Raw genomic sequence first — 18,550 nt, forward strand, 5'->3', positions numbered from 1 at the left:
CGTATGGTTAAGGGTGAGTTGTTTATTGGTGGTTCGTGGTATTTGTTTGATTCTGTGACTGGTGCTCGTTTGTCTGGTTGGCAGCGTCTTTCGTCAAATGGCGGTAAAACTGTTTACTATGATGCATCAGGTAAAATGCTAAAGGGTCGGCAAATTATCGATAATCGTAGTTATTATTTTGATGAGATTACGGGTGCTCTAGTACGATAAAGCTTAACTAGTAGGAGATGTTTATGACTGATGGTTTTGCAAGAGATATTCCTACTCTCGCAATCGTTGTGCCATGCTATAACGAAGAAGAAGTCATCGATCATACTAGTCATGTACTGAAGACAAAAATCTCTCATCTTATTCACGAGCAGCTCATCAGAGATGACAGCTACATTTTGTTTGTCGATGATGGCTCACGTGATAAGACTTGGGAGAAAATAGAACAGCTCCATAGCACAGATGTGCAAACGTTCCACGGATTGAAGTTTGCTCATAATCGAGGTCATCAAAATGCCGTTTACGCAGGTCTGATGGATTCACTGGATCAGCGTTGTGATGTGGCTGTATCTATGGACGCGGATTTGCAGGACGATCCTAACGCCATTGATGATATGGTCCGAGAATATCTTCACGGTGCTGAAATCGTGTATGGCGTGCGTGATAACAGAGAAACGGATACGGCATTTAAGCGCACCACAGCCGAGGCATTTTATAATGTCATGTCGTGGTTGGGTACGGATACTATCCCGAACCACGCAGATTTTAGACTGATGAGTGCGAAAGCCATACAAGGTCTGAGCGAATACCGTGAGTCCAATCTTTTCTTACGCGGTATCGTGCCTGATCTCGGGTTTAAATCGGCTCAGGTGTTTTACAAGCGTGGGATTAGAGAAGCCGGCGAATCCAAATATCCATTAAGCAAGATGATTTCCTTCGCATTCGAAGGAATTACCTCATTTTCAGTAAAGCCAATGAAATTTATCATCGGCATGGGTGTGACCTCAGTATTTGTAGGGCTTGCAGCACTTCTTTACACGGTTACATCCGTTTTCTCCGGGCATGCTGTGGCAGGTTGGGGTTCCATGATGGTTTCTCTATGGATTCTCGGTGGCTGCATTCTCCTCTCTCTAGGAATCGTAGGGGAATATATCGGCAAGATTTACCTTGAGGTTAAGGACCGTCCACGGTACATTGTGGAAGAGCGAATCTAGGCGCCGTTGGAGTTACTTTTCTTGAGATATATGTAGCTGGGTGGAGATCCAAGATTAATCGAGGATATCGTTTGCTCATGGTGTAGTTAGTGTCGTTTGAGTGGCTCTTCAAGCATATATCGTTGAAAAATCTATGTTAAAGCTCTACACAAGCAGTAGTTCAATCGATGCTGTGTGTGTGTTATATTACATAAGATGAGAGATGCCATCAGGCATGTGTAAAAGTGCCGAGGCTTCCTTAGCTGTCAAACGCTTATTCCTCCTAAAACCTTCCTAGGTGTAGCGGTGAAAGTCGTAGACAGGGGTAGTGGGAGGAGACGTAAAGGAATAATGAAGCGACTAACTCATATTCGCCAATTTGTGGTGAAATTTTCTGTAGTGGGTGCTTGGATACTTCAGGCATCGATTCTAGCTTTTTTGTTGCTATTGTCCCTGTTAACAACCGTTACATTCCATAGAACGGATACATGGCCTCTCAGTGACGATACCTCCTATAATACTCATCTCCCCTCGTTTCATTTCTTGTTAGGCTGCGTGGCAGTTGGTATTGTTCTACTACTTCTAGTAAATTTTGTGGCAAAGTTACCGCAAAAAGTTGTATTTACGGTGCTCATGATTTATGTCATGCTAGTCCAAATCTTCTGGATCTCTTCATTAGGCCTCGTAAATTACCTATTCCCAGACAGTCATAGTGTTTTGGATGCCGCAGGATTCCTCCTAAATGGGCAGCTTTATACCTTTGACCCGAATTTTTGTCTACCGGGCTCCACAGAGCCGGTATGTATTAATCTTTATCCTCCTAGCCCTTTTACATACTTTTCATATTATCCATTCCAAACGGGTCCATTGCTGTGGTATGTACTTTTAGGTAGCATTTTTGGTGCAAAAAATATCTTTGCATTCCAATGTGTAAGTGCTGTGGCTATTACCGGGCTGGTTGCTGTCCTTTGGCGATTGGGGAAGTTCATTGGCCTTAATAAGCGTGGTTTAGCTGCATTCGCTGTTCTTGTAATGACTTGTGTCCCACTGCTTATGTTCAGTGCAATGGTATATCCTAATGCTGTCGGTTTGTTCCTCACTGTGCTTGGCGTGGGGATAGTAGCAGAAGCTTTTCGTATGGAACGTGCATGGGTGAGTGCGCTCACCATTTTCGGCGGTTTTGCTGTGGCAGGCATTGGTATTGTGTTTAAATCGACCTTCCAGATAGTCGTGTTAGCTGCGATTATTTCTATCATTTTTGCTGTAATTTTCAGCAAAAAGTACTGGCAGTTAATAGTAGCAGCTGTTTCGTCTATGGTTCCGTTTGTGATTTCCAAAGTGCCTATAGCGATTGTCCAGAATTGGGTAGGACAAGATTTCGGCAAAGGGATGCCTATGCTATCGTGGATAGCTCTTGGTTTGAATAATCCGGAAGGAAAAAGACCTGGATGGTGGACCTACTTCGCGATTGATGCTTTTCGAAGAACTAATAATGACTATGCAGCTCAAACAGAGATTTCTAAGAACTTCGTTCTGCATAGATTTTCTGAGTTTGCACAGAACCCGTCGGATGCATTTGTATTTTTCATGAAAAAGCTTGCGACAGAATGGTCAGAGCCTACTTTTATGACCTCAATCTACTCCGAGATTGGCGAATCAAAAAATAACTTTGCCGGCTTTGCAGGATTCGTACTCAACGGAGATGGAACCACACCATTGCTTTGGTTCGAAAACATTATGCAGACTTTGACATATCTCCTAGCGCTAATCGGCGTAATCGCCTTGCTTAGAACAGTCAGGAGCAATACTTCAGAAGCTGCTCAAGTCTCAACGATTTATGCTCAGCTTCTCTTAACTGTCTCATTTATTGGTGGTTTTATCTGCTTCATTTTCTGGGAGGCTAAGGGCATTTATACATTACCTTTCTTTATCCTTGTGCTTCCTATAGCTGCCTACGGTGTTCAAACAATCATGAGTTGGGTAGCAGGACTAAGCCTAAAAAACATTAAAAAAGCGGGGAGCCACTAGAATTATCTCATTTTGTATGCCAAGGATTTTATCCTTGGCATACATTTTCATTACACGCGCTCATCAGACTATTTAAGCAGGTTTTTCTTTCTATAACGGCTGTGTGAATTGCACGAGAGTAGGTTTCACAAATCTGATAGACAAGCTTCGAATCAAAAGGGAGAATCAGCTATCGTGATTTTCCAAGGAGAGCTCGAGTAAATGATCTGTTTTTTCGGGCAAGGCTTACGCAAAATCAGGGTAGTGTATTTTATGTAAAGCTAATATTCGATCTTCGGAGAGAGTATTCGAATTTTACATAGAAAGAGAATTAGATGAAGAGGTCTAAACTATCTGCAAGCATAACCATTCTTTTCGTGCTTGCTTTTTCGTTGGTTTCACTTGTAACTGCTCCTCAAGCCCATGCGGAAGAGTATCTCGACACTTACACCGGTTGGCTGGATGAGAATGGTAATAAGTACTGGTATGACCATGGAGTGAGAGCTTCAAGTAAAGAAATATACGATCCGGGAAGCGACGCATGGTATTGGATTGATGCCGATGGAACTATGGCGCGTAACAAGGATGTTTATGTTCCTTCCAATGGCGGCAAGTGGGTTCGCTATGATTTTGAAGGACACATGATTAAGGGTGAAGATTATCGCTATGGTGGCTGGTATTACTTCGACAACACTACTGGCGCTATGAGCAAAGGGATGAAACATATTTCTTCTAATGGTGGTAAGTGGGTGTACTACGATGTAGTCACCGGTCAAATGGCGCATGGTGAACGTTTCATCAATTATGATCGCGAGCATACCGGTTGGTATCACTTCGATGAGTATACTGGCGCAATGTCTAAGGGCATGCGATTTGTTCCTTCCAATGGTGGTAAGTGGGTGTACTACGATGTAGTCACCGGTCAAATGGCCCATGGTGAACGTTTCATCAGTTATGATGATGAGCACACTGGTTGGTACCTCTTCGACGGCGCTACCGGTGCTATGGTTCACGGCGATGTGTATATCTTATCTAGCGGTGGCAAGTGGGTTCGATATGATCGCATTACTGGAAAGATGGTTCACGGTCCTCACTTCCAAGATGGAGCTTGGTACTACTTTGACCATACCACTGGTGCAATGGCCCATGGTACGGTATGGGTTCCTGATTGGGGGAAGGAAGCGACGTTTGACTCCATAACTGGTCGTGAGGTTTCAGGAAATTCTTCCAATAATTCAAACAATTCAGGGGATAATTCCACAGGCGGTAGGCGTGTTCGCGGGCAATGGTGCAAGCCAGAGCAAAACGGGCAACGTCGTTTAGACACAGATGGTGTACCGATAATCTGTGAATATCGTAATGGGAATAGAATGCCACATTGGTATAAGCAATAAAAATAAAATTCGCTAAAGGTAAAAATAATCAAGGTAGCGGCATCTCTACTACGGCTACCTTGATTATTTATGCCCAAGTAATGACGAATGAGATAGTAATTCCCACATAAGTAAATATTACGAGTGACGCTACTGTCAATCGATATATTTTCTGATGGATTGTTCCATGAAAAATCTTTGGAATTAGCAAGAGAAGTAACGGCATTATAGGGATAAAATACCGATTTTGGATGCCAGAAGCATAACCCGACGATGTTCCAGCCCAAGTGACGAGCATAGCCGTACAGGTAGCAGCAAAGTATGCACACGAAATAAGTATAGGAACAGTAATTTCTTTCCAGCCGCTGATTCTCCGCTCTGAAGCTCCTACGATTGTAATAATCGCAATAGCTATAAGTATAGGTACGATTACAGCAGTTGCTAACTGGACTGTTTCGGTTCCGGTAAAAATTTGCAAGTTACGTCGAGCATTGACCTTAATGCCGTCAATTGTCTCAGCGTCGACACTTATCGGTTCGAAAAGGGTGCGGAGCCAAGACTTCAGCAGTCCTAAAGGATCTAATTTAATTTGTGTCATCAACTCAGCGCTTTGTTCAAGAGTGACTTTTTGAGGCGCACCGGCAATATTTGACACTAAGCTATACCAAGACCGCATAGAGACGATGGAGATGAGTATTGGTAGGGATAGGCTCAACTTCATCGATAATTTCTGAGCATGACGGATAAGAACCAATACGAAAAAGCTAACCAAGACGCATGTAATTTTTACTTGGCCTAATATCGCCGCCAGAATTGTTAAGCATACTATGCGTAGCCATGTAATCTTTTCAGATTGGTAAAAGCGGAGCACACATGCGATGAAGAGTAACGATGTACTATTAATCATTGCATCAGCTGTTGGGAAGGTTAGAGAGAAAAAAGTCATGGGGAGTAGCGCGGTTGCCAAAATCGCGTACCGGAAATCTTTTGCGATGAAAATTGCTAAGGCAATGATGGTCGCCGTGAAAAATAGCGTGAAAATACTTGTGCTTAAAAAATCTCCTCTGAAGATTACGCTAGGCAGATAAGCCAGAGGAGAATTAACAGCCGTATTGTTAAACTGAACAACATTCCCATCCAGGTTCCCCACAACGAGTCCGGGATTATCTTGCGAAAGTTGGGGAATAATCACGCCAGCACGTAGTTGCTCAATGCGAAGCCAGTGTGCTGCTCTGTCATTTTGATAATACGTATTACCGGTAGAAATTACTGCTAAGCCGGTGATTACGGTGATAAACCAGTAGAATGCCGAACTTATGAACGACGATTGATTGCAAAGAGTGAGCAGGCTTATTTTTATTGTGCTCCCTGAGCTATGCCTTGCACGTGTGCCTTGTTTCATATCTATCAAGGTCACTCCTCGGGTGTGTACTTCATATTCTATTGTGAATTCTAGTATGGGTATGAAAACCAAAGCAATAAAATAACATTTTAAGTATTCAAAATTTCTAACAGTCAGGCACATAGTGGCTATTGCAGGCGATGGTGAACCGATGCTTAGACTGAAAAGCGAGCAATAGTCAACGTATCTAAAAATGCATCACCATTTCTGGTTATGGAATTATTCCAAAAACAGTTGGAATAATAGAATGTTTACTTTGATTGAGAGCTATCAAGTATGGTTCGAGATTTGTGGGCTGAATAACATGTGCAGACATGAAGAGGGCTTCTGATATAAATGCACTATAGAAAAGTGTCAATTCTGATTTCAACGTCCATCGACTTATAAGTGATAGATGAAAGAGAGAACAATGAGTAGTCTTGCGCTTCCAGAGGCACTTCTGTTTAGACGAAGAACAGATAATAACTTGCATGTTCCTGAATTTAAAGGAGCCTCACGGCGAAATACGACTGTTATTCTCAGTATCTTAGCCATTATTTTCGGTCTCTTCATGGAAGTAGTAGTCTTCAATCTCCCGTATTGGCAGACCCGAAATGTGGAAACGATTGAAAATAGCAACTATGGTGTGTCTCAAGGATTACAAAGAAATGATGATGGCAGCTTTACGGTTATTGAGACGGATGAAGTTTTCATTGATATTTTTGTGCCTGAAAATCAGAAATTACTTTATGCTCAAATTAATTTTGGAGATGTCAATAGCTCAGCTCGGTCAGAAGACTCACAAATCGGAGTATCTATTTGGGGGAATAGTTGTACACTTTATTTAGACAATCCCAATAGCTGGTATATACATAACCGCAGGATTGACGACAATATCAGAGTCGAGTTTAACCTCAAAAAGGGTGACAAAATCCCTGCATTCTCTATAATTGTAAATCCGCACTTTGAATTCAGTTTTAATGTCTTAAGGCTTGCTCTTCTTTGTATCTTTCTATTGCTAGCAGTTATTATCCGTCCGGGTTCAGAAATTTATGCCCAGCGTTACGAGTCTAGAAAGAGTTCTCAAAAAGCCTTGATAATTGCTATTACTGCTTTCTGCACTCTGTTTGTTCTGGGTATCGGGTTATTGGTTGTGGGGTGGCCTCCGCATATCTTCTATTCACAGCTTCCCAAAGGTCCTGACTATAATGGCGGTCACCTATATGATGGATACCAGTACCAGCGTCTTGCCGATGCATTAATTCACGGGCATTTGTGGCTCGATTTGCCTGTTTCTGAAGGATTGAGAAACTTAGCGAACCCATACAATGCCACAGCTCGATTTGATCTGATTTACTCTCAAGGTACTGAAATTTATTGGGATCATGCGTATTACAATGGGCATTATTATAGCTACTTCGGCGTGATACCTGCTGTCTTGTTCTTTGTGCCATATCAGCTTCTCACGGGCAAATGGCTGCCTACTGAACTGGTAACGATTTTTGTCGGTGCAATCGTATCGATTGTGATTACGTTGGTTGTTGTGCAATTCGTAAAAACCTATGTGCGCAAAACCGCAAGCTTGGGCGCTGTTGTGCTTGCTATTCTCATTGGCAACCTAGGCTTGTTCTATTACGACAAGGTTTTCTCGGGCAATTTTTACGCTGTACCGCAGATTACTGCGTTGATGTTTATGCTTTTGGGAATTTTCTGCTGGTTACGAGCAAAGCGAACAGAAAAAAGAAACAAGCTTTCTAAGACGTGGTTGTTCATAGGATCTCTGTGCATCGCAATGACGCTCGGTTGTAGACCGCAATTTATTCTAAGCTCGCTTCTTGCTTTCCCAATCTTCTGGGAGGAGCTGGTGAAGAATCGTGAGTTCTTCTCCCTCAAAGCTAGAGCAGTGGTCAATACAGCAGCTGTTTTGGTGCCATTCGTTATAGTATTCCTCCCGCTGATGTGGTACAACTTCGCAAGATTTGGTTCTTTCTTCAACTTCGGGCAGAACTATAATCTGACTGGTTTCGATATGACCTCAACGAAATGGCCTCGATCATTAATTCCACAGCAACTTTTCTATTATCTCTTCCAGCCATCAAACATTTCAGGCTATTTCCCATTTGTGGGGGCTACGGATACTCGATTCGTAGGATATCCAAATGAGCCAATGTTGGGTGGTCTTTTTATGATCATGCCTTTCTTCTTAGTGCTGTTTTTGGCGTGGCAAATTACCAAAATCGCACGTAAGAATGGCGATCTGAATGACATTAACCAAGCGGACGAGCATAGAAGGCGCATCGCAGGTGTGCGCTGGACAATCGGGCTCCTTCTGGCGATAGCAGCGTTTTTGGTTACCTATACTGCATCTGCTGTAGGAATAGCGGTTCGGTATTATATTGATTTCACTTATTTTGACACCTTTGCGGTCGTTATCCTCTTATTTGTAATTGACGCAATGCGTGTGCTGCCAGAGGAAAAGGGGCTTGCAAATAGCAATAAACTGGAATTAGCATCATTTACCGACTATGGAAAGCTCTTAATTCTTTTCATTACAGTAAGTGTTTTGATTGCAATAGTTATCCAATTCTTCTTTACATTCAGTATCGGAAGATGGGATAATCTGCAAAACATGAATCCAACTGTATGGCAAAATATTGCGTTATGGTTTATCTGGCTTTAGCCATATTTTTGACAGGTGTGAGAAGCTGAGTCGTTATGACTCGTATACACGTGATAGAGCGGTTTACTCGCAGCATACCTTAGATACTTGTAAGATTTTGTGAAATAGCATCTCTACCACTTCGGAACTATTCATTCTTCTGAGTACTATAGAACAGTACTCGTTTGATAAAAGGAAAAAAATAATATGCCTAGTATGAAGTTTTCCAACATTCTCTTGGAAACGAATCCACGCTCGGTTGCTTACCCAGGTTTGTACTGTAAGGCCGATCAGCCAGTAGTAGTAGATCCGCAATCGGGTGAGTGGACAATGCTTGCTGCAGGTCTGTATGACTTCACGACGTATTTCAATTCGTTGTCCGTGATGAAGTTGAAGCAGTACACCATTGCCAAGTCCTTCAGTCTGCACTTGGAGCTCAAAGGCGCTGCTTCTACTATCCAGCAAACAAAGTGCGATGTATTTGCTGCATATCCAGAAGCTGTGGAAGGCACAGAAAAGCATATTGAAGCATCCGAGGAATGGGTTTCCATTGATCTTCCTCTTGTCGTTGATGACGATGCTATCCTGGTGGCATTTAATATTTCTACCGAGGGTCAAGTCTTCATTCGCAATTCCTACTATGAGGTGGCATACGATGGAGATCTGCGTGAGGTGAACCTTCTTTTGTCGACTACGACTTTCAAGAAGGAAAGCTACATCATCAATAATATTAACTTGATTAAGAAAAATATTATTGAATCCGAAGAAGAAATCTCCAAGCACTTCGACTACCTTGTGGTGGACAACGGTCGCACTCTGGATGCCGAAGCATTGAGCGGCGCACACACGACGGTGGTGCCAAATGATAATGTGGGCGGCGCCGGCGGCTTCACGCGAGGCATGATTACCGCGCTCGAGAGCGAAAAGACGACGCACGTCCTCCTCATGGATGATGACGTAGCTGTCTCGCCGGAAAGCATTAAGCGCACATATAACCTTCTTAAGATTGTCAACGACGAGTACAGCGAAGCCATGATTTCTGGCGCTATGCTGAACTTCGAAGTGGGCGAGGACCAGTGGGAAGACATCGGATACATGACAGAGAGGGGTACCTTCTCTGCATGCAAGCCACCTCTGCACCTTACTCGCACCCAAGATCTCGTCTACAATGAAGCATTTACGCCTACACGCACCATGCGTGAGCAAATGTATGCGGCCTGGTGGTACTGCTGCATTCCAGTTAGCGTTATCCAGAAGAACGGTTTGCCTTTGCCAGTATTTGTGCGTTGCGATGACGCGGAGTATGGGATCCGTTGCAAGACAAAGTTCATTACCATGAACAGCCTGTGCGTATGGCACTTGTCCTTCTTTGAGCGTTACAACCCAGCCGTGGAGCGTTATCAAACAACCCGTAACACGATGATTGCTCAGGCTACCTGTGGCATGGCTCCAAAGTCTGACTTTATGCGTGAATTGCACAACAACATCCGTCTGGAGCTCAAGAAGTTCAGCTACGAAAATGCAGAGCTCTGCTTGGACGCATTCGAAGACTTTATGAAGGGACCAGGCTTCTTTAGCCAGATTGGTAAGAGCGAAGAAACCTTCATGGCTGCGAATAAGAAGAAGGAAAAGCTGGTGAGCCTCGAAGAATTGCAGGCTCAGGCAGATGCAGATCCTGATTTGCATGGTTTCAATATCAACGAAGTAGATCGTCAGCTCATCGATGGCGATAAGCCTCGTAGTTTCGCAGAGCGTATCCACGATTTCATCACGGATAACGGACAGCGCGTGCTGAAGAGTGAGGGCAAAGGCTATGCGGTTATTCCTTTGCAGGGGTGGATTTACCCGGCAGGTGTGATTCGTGGTAAGAACAAGCTCATCGTGGTGGATTGGTATAACCGCAAGGGGTGCATCCGTACTAAGGACGTGAAGCGCTACAACGAAATCCAAAAGCGATACAAGCGTGATTTGCGATACTTCAAGGCTAACGGGGATCGCATCAAGGCAGAGTACGCACAAGCACGATCGAAGTTAACGTCCATGGAGTATTGGAAGAATTATTTGAAGATGGATTAATCTGAATGAGCTTACCCCGGTAAATGTGGTAAGCTCATTTGCTTGACTATTAATTGTAGGTCGGGGAATATAGTGAAGAATTTTTTCAATTCTATTGCTCAGCGTTACGGTTATGCATGGACCGTGCTGAAGGGGCTTGTACAAACGGATTTCAAACTGCGCTACCAAGGTTCGATCTTGGGTGTGGCTTGGTCTGTGCTCAAACCTTTGATGCTTTTCTGCGTCATGTATGTCGTTTTCGGCCGATTCTTGCGCATGTCGGATGGCACCTCCACCTATCCGGTGGTACTGCTTTTGGGTATTAGCTCGTGGCAGTTTGTTACCGAGTCCGTGGGAATTGGCTTGCGCTCCATCGTGGATCGCGGAGATTTGCTGAGAAAGATTCACTTTCCGAACTATATCGTGGTCGTTTCGGCCACGGTAGGCGCCATGATTAGCTACGCTATCAACCTGCTCGTTGTACTCGTTTTCGCTCTTTTCGCGCACGTGCAGTTCACGTGGAAGGTACTGCTCGTTCCACTTAATATCATTCAGCTCTATGCGTTTACGCTGGGCTTGACACTGATTATGGCGACGATTTATGTGTACTTCCGTGATATGGCGCATATTTGGGATGTTTTGGCGCAGATTATTTTCTATGCTATGCCAATTATTTACCCGCTGACCTACGTCACCAACCGTGGCGGTATGCTGGCGGAGCTTGCACGTTTGGAATTACTCAACCCGTTTGCTCAAACAATTCAGGATATTCGGCATAATCTGGTCGCTCCAGAAACTCAGCCAACTATTTGGAATTCATTTGCAAATCCTATCGCGCAGTTATTCCCAGTCGTTCTTACGATTATTACGCTATGGTTCGGCGTATATATCTTCCGTAAGTACAGTCGCAAATTTGCTGAGGTGATGTAATGGTAGAAGCAGCAGACGCTCTTACAGCAGTCCGAAGCTTTGAAAATCAGCCTGTAGTACTCAAGGCAGAGCACGTTTCAAAATACTTTAAGCTTCCTACAGAGCAGGCAAATGGCCTGAAGCAAGCATTTATCAACTGGACGCGTGGCATCAAGGGCTATAAGCGTCAGGATGTGTTAAAAGACATCAACTTTGAAGTGCATCAGGGTGAGTTTTTCGGTATCGTCGGTCGAAATGGTGGCGGGAAATCCACGCTACTCAAGCTGATTTCTCAGATTTACTATCCAGAAAACGGCTCTATCGAAGTTTCCGGTAAGTTAGTGCCATTCATCGAACTGGGTGTGGGCTTTAATCCAGAATTGACCGGCCGCGAAAATATTTATCTCAACGGTTCTCTGCTGGGTTTTAGCAAAGAAGAAGTCGATGAGATGTACGACGATATCGTCGAATTCGCTGAGCTGGAAGACTTCATGGATCAAAAGCTCAAGAATTACTCCTCTGGTATGCAGGTGCGTTTGGCTTTCTCCGTGGCTATCAAGGCTCAAGGCGATATCTTGGTACTGGATGAAGTGCTAGCGGTGGGAGATGAGGCATTCCAGCGCAAATGTGATGACTTCTTTACAGAAATCAAAAAAGACCCAACCAAGACTGTTATTTTGGTTACCCATGATATGAATTCTGTGAAGCGTTACTGCACACGTGCCATGATGATTTCTCAGGGTGAAGTGCTGGCTATTGGTGATCCGGAATCCGTTTCCGAGCAGTACACCATGGAAAACTTGCGCGCGGAAAAGAAAGAATCGGCAAAGCAGCGTGAGCTCAATGGCGGTTATCCAAATGGTCTCAATGAGAAGTGCCCGATTTTGAAGACTACGGCTGTGTCTTCGCCCATTATGACCAGCAAGGATACTTTCCGCTTCCAGGTGGAGTATCAGTATGATGAGCCGGGTGATTTTTACCTCGCCATTGCTTTGCACGACCTGCGTCGCGGTGGCATCACCTACGATACGGGTGCAAAAGTCTTTAAAATGACCCAGCATGGACATCACACGGTGGAATTTGAACTGCCATTGAATCTCTTCAACAACGGCGAATTCCGCTTGTATACATCTCTGCGCATCCCAAGCCCTACAAATCCGAAGACCACGGATGCGGTAGGTGTGGCCATTGATGATCGCGCGTGTGATTTTGCAATTCGTGACGAACGTAATGAAGAATATGCCTTGCTGAGCCAGCGTGCTGTGCAGATTACGCCGGTAGATAGCAACGCGGTAATTATCGAAAAATAACGCATGACAGTCATGCCGATGATAAAGGAATTGTGATATGTGGGAAACAGTGTCGAGAGTAGTATTCCCCGTACAAGACGCCGAGCAAACAATGCCACTCTATGCCATTGACTGGGTTGCTCCACACGTCAAGGATGCTACCCTCGATGGGCGCATTGATATGCTCCACATGGGTGTAGATTCTCTGAATCAGACGGCATTTCAAAAGCTCATCCGGCACAGCGGTGCTGCTCAGGCAGGCGTGAGCTCGAAGGACTTTACAGTATCGGGACGTACCACCTTGCGAGTTCGACCAGGCGGGCACGTGTCTTTGTGTACATACTTCAATGCTTTCCCAGCCTCTTACTGGCGCCGGTGGACGCGCGTCAGCACCGTGCAGTTGAGCGTACAAGTCCAAGGCTCAGGTGTGCTCAATGTGTACCGCTCGAGCGGGCGTGGGCTGATTTATCCAGTCAGTTCGCAGGATTTCTCGGCCACTGAGCTGACAGCACTGAATTGCGAAATCCCTATGACGAATCTCATGGATGGCGGATATTTCTGGTTTGATATAGAAGCCAATGAAACCGATCGAGTCATCGTCAAGGATGCCCGGTGGCAGGTGCCTCTGGGCTCGCGGGCAGGTGGCGAAGGTGCAGAGGACAAGCGTTTATCCATTGCCATTACGACATTTAATCGTGCTCGCTACTGCCTCAATCAGCTACAAACGATTGCACAGGCAGAAGAGCTGCGCAAACGCCTAGATACGATTTACTGCACGGATCAAGGCACGGAGCTCGTGCGTGAACTGCCGGAATTCGCGGAAGTTGCAGAAAACTTGGGCGACCAGCTCACCTATCTGCGCCAAGGTAACATTGGTGGCTCGGGGGGTTTCTCCCGCGGCATGTATGAAACGGTGATGGCAGGCAAAAGCTCACATGTGCTTTTGCTCGATGACGATGCTATCTCTGAGCCTGAGTCCATTTTGCGTGCTATCCAATTTACGGATTATGCGCCGCGTCCGGTGCTCGTTGGCGGTGGCATGCTCCACCTCGATAACCGCACTATGCTCTACACGCAGGGGGAACGTTTAGATTTACATCGTATGGTGGTATCCTCTTCTGCCGAACTGCCATATAACCATGATTTCTCCGTGGACAGTCTACGCGATAGTCCGGAGCGGCATCAGCGTGTGGATAGCGACTTTAATGGCTGGTGGATGTGCCTTATTCCGGTGGAGTGTATCAAGCAAATCGGCTTATCCTTGCCTGTTTTCATTAAATTTGATGATATGGAGTATGGCGTGCGTGCTAAGCGTGCAGGCTTCCCAACCGTGTGCTTGCCGGGTGTGGCTGTGTGGCATCAGGCATGGCATGATAAAGATCCTTCACGCACGTGGGAAGAGTACTTCATGCATAGGAATCGCTGGATAGCGGGGCTTATGCTCAATCCGGACAATCCGCCGCGCATGATGGTGGAAAACATGTATGGGGCTAGCCGACTCGGGCTGGGTTTTGCATACTCGGCGATGGCTTTGCATACGCAGGCCTTGCGGGATATTGTGCGTGGGCCGGAGTATATGGTGTCTGTCATGTCCACAAAGTTGGGCGAAGTGCGCCAGCTACGTGGTATGTTTGAGGATGCTCAGACGCGTGCCAGCATCGATGATTTCCCTGAAGTGCTGGGTGAGGCTCAGTCGCCGCGCTTGCATCCAATTCCTCGCTCTGCGCGGTATAAGAGTGCGTTTAAGCAGATTTTCCGTAGCTTTACCTCAAATGTGAAGGCTGCGGATGCAAAGAATCCTGAAGCCATCGTGCCATCACAAGATTTCATGTGGGCATGGCTTGCCATGGGCGGTTTAAAATCGGCTCTGGTCAGTGCCCCAGATGGGAATTCCGTGGCCTGGTTTAAGCGTGACGATGCCATGTTTAGGCGCAGTATGATAGCCGAATACCGTGCTACGCGTGCGATTCTGAAGAATTGGAAAGCCTTGTCGCATCAGTACCGTTCCTCACAGTTTGCATCGCTGGAAACCTGGGCCAAGATCTTCGAAGCAAACGCCATTAAGGACTAAACCATGCCAGAAATCCCTCTTGAAGAAATATCACGCCGCGAGGTGTATCGCGAGGTCGGTGGTGCAGACTTCACTGTCACCGAGATCCAAACGCGAGTGAAGGCTACTCAAGAGCCGGCGCAGTTTAACGTGGTTTCCATCAAGAATGGTGTACCGGGCACAGTTTGTGTCATCCAGTCCCGCGATGGGAAATTCCTGATAGGCAAGCATTGGCGCGTCTCTACACAGCAGTGGGCGTGGGAATTTCCGCGGGGCATGGGCGAGGCGGGTGAAACCGTAGAAGGTACGGCGCTGCGCGAGCTCCAAGAAGAAACCGGTATTACGGAATCCGACATAACAGGCAAACCAAGAAATTTAGGCTTCTTCTATCCAGACACGGGTTTGCAGTCCATCAAGGTAGCGGCTGTGGAAATACAGCTTGCAGAGGGGGCACACGGGTCTGCGGCTCACGCGGATTGGGAGCTGAGCGGGGGTACACAATGGCTGAGCGCCGATGAACTCAGATCCTGGATATCCTCGGGCGAAATGACGGATGGCATGACCTTGGTAGCGTTTGCCCTGTGGGAAGCGCATCACCGGGCGTAAACGCGGCTCATTCCAGCGTTTCTTGAGGGGAGAAAACCAGCGTTTGCGTATCGCCGCGTAGGGATTTCCACTCCTCAAAAAGATTGATAGCTTCTGGTAGCACGGTCAAAGCCAGCGCAGTAATAGGCACGAGCCAAATACTGATATTATCCGGCAGCAGATGCTCATTCTGGTCGAAAAACCAACTCACCAGCGCTAAACCAAGAGACAGCAGACCGCCGCGCTTCAAGGTTTTCAGGTCATCCTCGCGTGAGTGGGTTTCATTTGCCCTCGAAATGGCATAGTCGATATCCGCCACATGCTGCAAATCTCCACTGCGCCAGCACTCGATGGATGCGCGCGCGTTGTAGCAGAAAGAGGTAAATTCCACGGCCGGCATGTGGCTGAGGATCTTGCTGGAAGCGCCTGCGAGGAATTGCAGTTGAGCGTGGGACACAACCTCTTTCGAGCTGCTTTCTGCCGTATCATCGAGGGTTTTACGGGAAGCGCGCGGATGCTCGCTCATGTATTCGATAAAGCAGTTATGCGTATCCGTCGTGTGAGACTGCTCATCCTCGTTCTGTACTTTGACGCTAATCCACTCTGTATCGTGCTGCTCGGCAATGGCGAGCTGGTAAATAAACTGGTAAAAATCCGTGCAGGCATCCTGCAGAGCTTGTGCTTGGGATGAGGACAGCTGCGCGAATTTTTCTGTAATGCGGTGGAAGGTTTTACTGCGATAATTGCAGAAAAGCTGAGTAAATTCCCGCTCATCAAAGACAAAATCGGAGTCGATACTCGTGATAAACCGCTGCGCAATGGGCAGGAATTGCTTCATCGTTTCAGGGACGTTTAACGGGCGCGCGGTAATATCGAAGAACTCGTAGCGTACAAGACCACTATTAATGGCTTGATTCCAATCATTCCACCGCTTTTCCAGAAGGCTCAGCTCACCCTCGCGGAAGCCAAAAGCCTGCTCATGCAGCTCACGCAGGCGTTGGAAGATGCGTTCAGGTTCATCGGCAGGCTCTGGCAGGGCTGTACTGATAGGTGTGAAGTCGGATTCTGTAAAATGCTTGTGCTCGAGCAAAGGTGTGAGGGCTGATCGTTTGAGCTCTTGTGGTGTTTTCAAGTGCCTTGGACTGTGGTGTGCACTGTCTGTCTCGGCTATGAAGAATTTGAGAAGCATCTGTGGGAAAGTCGGCGCATTTCCGCGGATAATAATCGGCGGTTTATCGCGGTAGGACAATCCCAGTATATTGTGCACATCATGCGGGCCGACGGCCAGCATAAATATACCATCGATGATTTCGGGCCACGTGCACACGATGCTGGTGTCTTTGAGGTAGGCCGTGCGCAGTACGCCGGCGAGGTATTGGTAATACTCCGGATGGGCGTGGAGGAGCCTGAGCGCGGTATGAGAGGATGCATTCCACAGCTGCGCAATGTCGATGTCATCACCCTCAGCCTGAATTTGCGCGGTAACCGCATCCCACATGCGTTGCTGTTCGGCGGAGTCGAGATTGCTGACGCGAATGCCTTGATGACGGTCTTTGAGGGGGTGTAATGCGCGGCGCTGTGCGGATGATGATTCTTCTCTCATGGTTTTAAGTATAGAGAGTGTTCGAGCCGAAGAAGAAAGTTTCCAAGCCGCAGACTAAACAATAAAAGAGCCTCCCGGTGTGAGCGTCGAGAAAACACGTGCGGGCTACTGTCGAGAAGAATTCTATGCAATGTCGTGTGCTGATAAAAAATGTGCTGTGGCGGTATTGAATAGACCAGCACAGCACATTATGAATTGCTTTGTAAAAGCCGCTACTTCAACAGTGGCTCCACCTGCTTTTCGTAAGCAATCAAAGCGGTGTTGATGACCTGATGCATATCGTAGTACGCATAGGTGCCCAAGCGACCGCCGAATACTACGGATGGTTCTGCTTCGGCCTTCGCCTTGTACTGCGCGTAGAGCTGCTTGTCCGCATCGGTGTTGATAGGGTAGTAAGGCTCGTCGCCACGCTCTGCGAAGCGGGAGTACTCTTCCCAGACAACGGTCTTCTTTGGATTCTGCTGGTCACGGCGCTCTGGATTGAAGTTCTTAAACTCAATGGCGCGCGTATATGGCACGTCGGAGTCTGCGTAATTCATCACTGGTACGCCGAAATGATCGGCTTCATCGTAACGCTTTTCCTTGAAATCAACAGTGCGCCACTTGAGCTCGCCGAGCTCATAGTTGAAGTACTTATCCACAGGACCGGTGTAAATCACAGGCACGGTGCCGACCAAAGCCTTCTTATTGTATGGCTGGTCTTCGTTGAAGAAGTCTACGCCCAAGGTCACGGTGATACGTGGATCGTCAATCATGCGCTCAAACCATGCGGTGTAACCGTCGGCAGGTAAGCCTTCCCACGTGTCCTTGAAGTAGCGGTTGTCATAGTTGAAACGCACTGGAAGACGGCGGATAATGCTGGCTGGCAGTTCGCTTGGGTCGGTCTGCCACTGCTTTCCCGTGTAATTGCGGATGAAAGCGTTGTACAGTGGTTCGCCGATGAGCTTCTTGCCCTGCTCGTCCAAGTTGCGTGGCTCGATATGTGCGAATTCGCCCGCCTGCTCTTCGATGAGCTTTTCAGCCTCGGCAGGGGTGTAGGAAGCGTGGAAGAATTGGTTGATAGTACCCAGGTTTACCGGCAATGGGAAAACTTCGCCATTGTGGGTGGTGTATACGCGGTGTACATAATTGGTGAACTTCGTAAAACGATTCACGTACTCCCATACGCGCGCGTTGGATGTGTGGAAAAGATGTGCGCCATACTTGTGAATTTCTGCGCCTGTTTCCTCATCGAAGTAGGAGTAAGCATTGCCGCCAATATGGTCGCGAATGTCAATGATATGAACGGTTTTATCTGTGTGTTCGATAATCTGCTGAGCGGTTACAAGTCCAAATAAACCAGCGCCTACGATGACAACGTCTGCGGAAATTGGCTCTTCACCAGTCACATCGGCTGCGTTACGAATGTTTGCCATTCTCAAGGATTCCTTTCCAATATGCGAGTCGCTTGGCACCATT

12 protein-coding genes and 1 pseudogene are annotated in these 18,550 nt (G+C 46.6%); 10 read left to right on the top strand and 3 right to left on the bottom strand.

The window, feature by feature from the left end; translation table 11 throughout:
* From D570_RS09500 to D570_RS0100950, 4 genes and pseudogenes are all read left to right on the top strand, one after another.
* Window positions 1-210: pseudogene (locus tag D570_RS09500) on the top strand (hypothetical protein); the annotation flags it as partial.
* 23 nt (window positions 211-233) lie between these two features.
* Window positions 234-1,202 (top strand): glycosyltransferase family 2 protein, encoded by a 969-nt coding sequence (locus D570_RS0100940; RefSeq protein ID WP_018142530.1) that lies wholly within the window; start codon window positions 234-236, stop codon window positions 1,200-1,202.
* Window positions 1,203-1,532: 330 nt separating this feature from the next.
* Entirely contained in the window at window positions 1,533-3,209 is a 1,677-nt protein-coding gene (locus tag D570_RS0100945; RefSeq protein ID WP_018142531.1) for a hypothetical protein, read from the top strand.
* 314 nt (window positions 3,210-3,523) lie between these two features.
* Window positions 3,524-4,582 carry an N-acetylmuramoyl-L-alanine amidase family protein gene (locus D570_RS0100950; protein WP_018142532.1) on the top strand — a complete coding sequence of 353 codons (1,059 nt, stop codon included), beginning with the start codon at window positions 3,524-3,526 and terminating at the stop codon, window positions 4,580-4,582.
* A 67-nt stretch (window positions 4,583-4,649) separates the two neighbouring features.
* Here D570_RS0100950 and D570_RS0100955 read toward each other — a convergent pair whose 3' ends face one another.
* Window positions 4,650-5,963, bottom strand: a complete 1,314-nt coding sequence (locus tag D570_RS0100955; RefSeq protein WP_018142533.1) for a DUF2142 domain-containing protein — start codon at window positions 5,961-5,963, stop codon at window positions 4,650-4,652.
* Window positions 5,964-6,357: 394 nt separating this feature from the next.
* Between D570_RS0100955 and D570_RS08955 the strand changes: the two genes are divergently transcribed.
* The 6 genes from D570_RS08955 to D570_RS08960 all read left to right on the top strand — a co-directional run bounded on the left by D570_RS08955 (window position 6,358) and on the right by D570_RS08960 (window position 15,510).
* On the top strand, window positions 6,358-8,622 hold the full coding sequence (locus D570_RS08955) for a hypothetical protein (protein ID WP_169331206.1): 2,265 nt from the start codon (window positions 6,358-6,360) through the stop codon (window positions 8,620-8,622).
* Between the two features lie 186 nt (window positions 8,623-8,808).
* On the top strand, window positions 8,809-10,677 hold the full coding sequence (locus D570_RS0100965) for a glycosyltransferase (protein ID WP_018142535.1): 1,869 nt from the start codon (window positions 8,809-8,811) through the stop codon (window positions 10,675-10,677).
* Between the two features lie 72 nt (window positions 10,678-10,749).
* The gene (locus D570_RS0100970; protein ID WP_018142536.1) at window positions 10,750-11,586 is read left to right on the top strand and encodes an ABC transporter permease; all 837 of its coding nucleotides are present in this window, start codon (window positions 10,750-10,752) and stop codon (window positions 11,584-11,586) included.
* Entirely contained in the window at window positions 11,586-12,875 is a 1,290-nt protein-coding gene (locus D570_RS0100975) for an ABC transporter ATP-binding protein (protein ID WP_018142537.1), read from the top strand. Before D570_RS0100970 ends, D570_RS0100975 begins: the two co-directional genes overlap by 1 nt.
* A gap of 37 nt (window positions 12,876-12,912) precedes the next feature.
* The gene (locus tag D570_RS0100980) at window positions 12,913-14,925 is read left to right on the top strand and encodes a glycosyltransferase (RefSeq protein ID WP_018142538.1); all 2,013 of its coding nucleotides are present in this window, start codon (window positions 12,913-12,915) and stop codon (window positions 14,923-14,925) included.
* 3 nt (window positions 14,926-14,928) lie between these two features.
* On the top strand, window positions 14,929-15,510 hold the full coding sequence (locus D570_RS08960) for an NUDIX hydrolase (protein ID WP_018142539.1): 582 nt from the start codon (window positions 14,929-14,931) through the stop codon (window positions 15,508-15,510).
* 7 nt (window positions 15,511-15,517) lie between these two features.
* Here D570_RS08960 and D570_RS0100990 read toward each other — a convergent pair whose 3' ends face one another.
* Both D570_RS0100990 and glf read right to left on the bottom strand, forming a co-directional pair.
* Window positions 15,518-17,092, bottom strand: a complete 1,575-nt coding sequence (locus D570_RS0100990) for a hypothetical protein (protein ID WP_156812192.1) — start codon at window positions 17,090-17,092, stop codon at window positions 15,518-15,520.
* A gap of 212 nt (window positions 17,093-17,304) precedes the next feature.
* Window positions 17,305-18,507: a UDP-galactopyranose mutase gene (gene glf / locus D570_RS0100995; RefSeq protein ID WP_018142541.1), complete on the bottom strand. Its 1,203-nt coding sequence runs from the start codon at window positions 18,505-18,507 to the stop codon at window positions 17,305-17,307.
* Window positions 18,508-18,550: the final 43 nt, after the last annotated feature.

It is taken from the genome of Alloscardovia criceti DSM 17774 (genome assembly GCF_000376885.1).
Taxonomy (GTDB): Bacteria; Actinomycetota; Actinomycetes; order Actinomycetales; family Bifidobacteriaceae; genus Alloscardovia; species Alloscardovia criceti.

What these genes read in the sequence shown, in the direction of transcription:
- D570_RS0100940 (WP_018142530.1), top strand. Translation starts at nt 234, where the DNA reads ATGACTGATGGTTTTGCAAGAGATATTCCTACTCTCGCAATCGTTGTG.
- D570_RS0100945 (WP_018142531.1), top strand. Translation starts at nt 1,533, where the DNA reads ATGAAGCGACTAACTCATATTCGCCAATTTGTGGTGAAATTTTCTGTA.
- D570_RS0100950 (WP_018142532.1), top strand. Translation starts at nt 3,524, where the DNA reads ATGAAGAGGTCTAAACTATCTGCAAGCATAACCATTCTTTTCGTGCTT.
- D570_RS0100955 (WP_018142533.1), bottom strand. Translation starts at nt 5,963, where the DNA reads ATGAAACAAGGCACACGTGCAAGGCATAGCTCAGGGAGCACAATAAAA.
- D570_RS08955 (WP_169331206.1), top strand. Translation starts at nt 6,358, where the DNA reads ATGAAAGAGAGAACAATGAGTAGTCTTGCGCTTCCAGAGGCACTTCTG.
- D570_RS0100965 (WP_018142535.1), top strand. Translation starts at nt 8,809, where the DNA reads ATGCCTAGTATGAAGTTTTCCAACATTCTCTTGGAAACGAATCCACGC.
- D570_RS0100975 (WP_018142537.1), top strand. Translation starts at nt 11,586, where the DNA reads ATGGTAGAAGCAGCAGACGCTCTTACAGCAGTCCGAAGCTTTGAAAAT.
- D570_RS0100980 (WP_018142538.1), top strand. Translation starts at nt 12,913, where the DNA reads ATGTGGGAAACAGTGTCGAGAGTAGTATTCCCCGTACAAGACGCCGAG.
- D570_RS08960 (WP_018142539.1), top strand. Translation starts at nt 14,929, where the DNA reads ATGCCAGAAATCCCTCTTGAAGAAATATCACGCCGCGAGGTGTATCGC.
- D570_RS0100990 (WP_156812192.1), bottom strand. Translation starts at nt 17,092, where the DNA reads ATGAGAGAAGAATCATCATCCGCACAGCGCCGCGCATTACACCCCCTC.
- glf (WP_018142541.1), bottom strand. Translation starts at nt 18,507, where the DNA reads ATGGCAAACATTCGTAACGCAGCCGATGTGACTGGTGAAGAGCCAATT.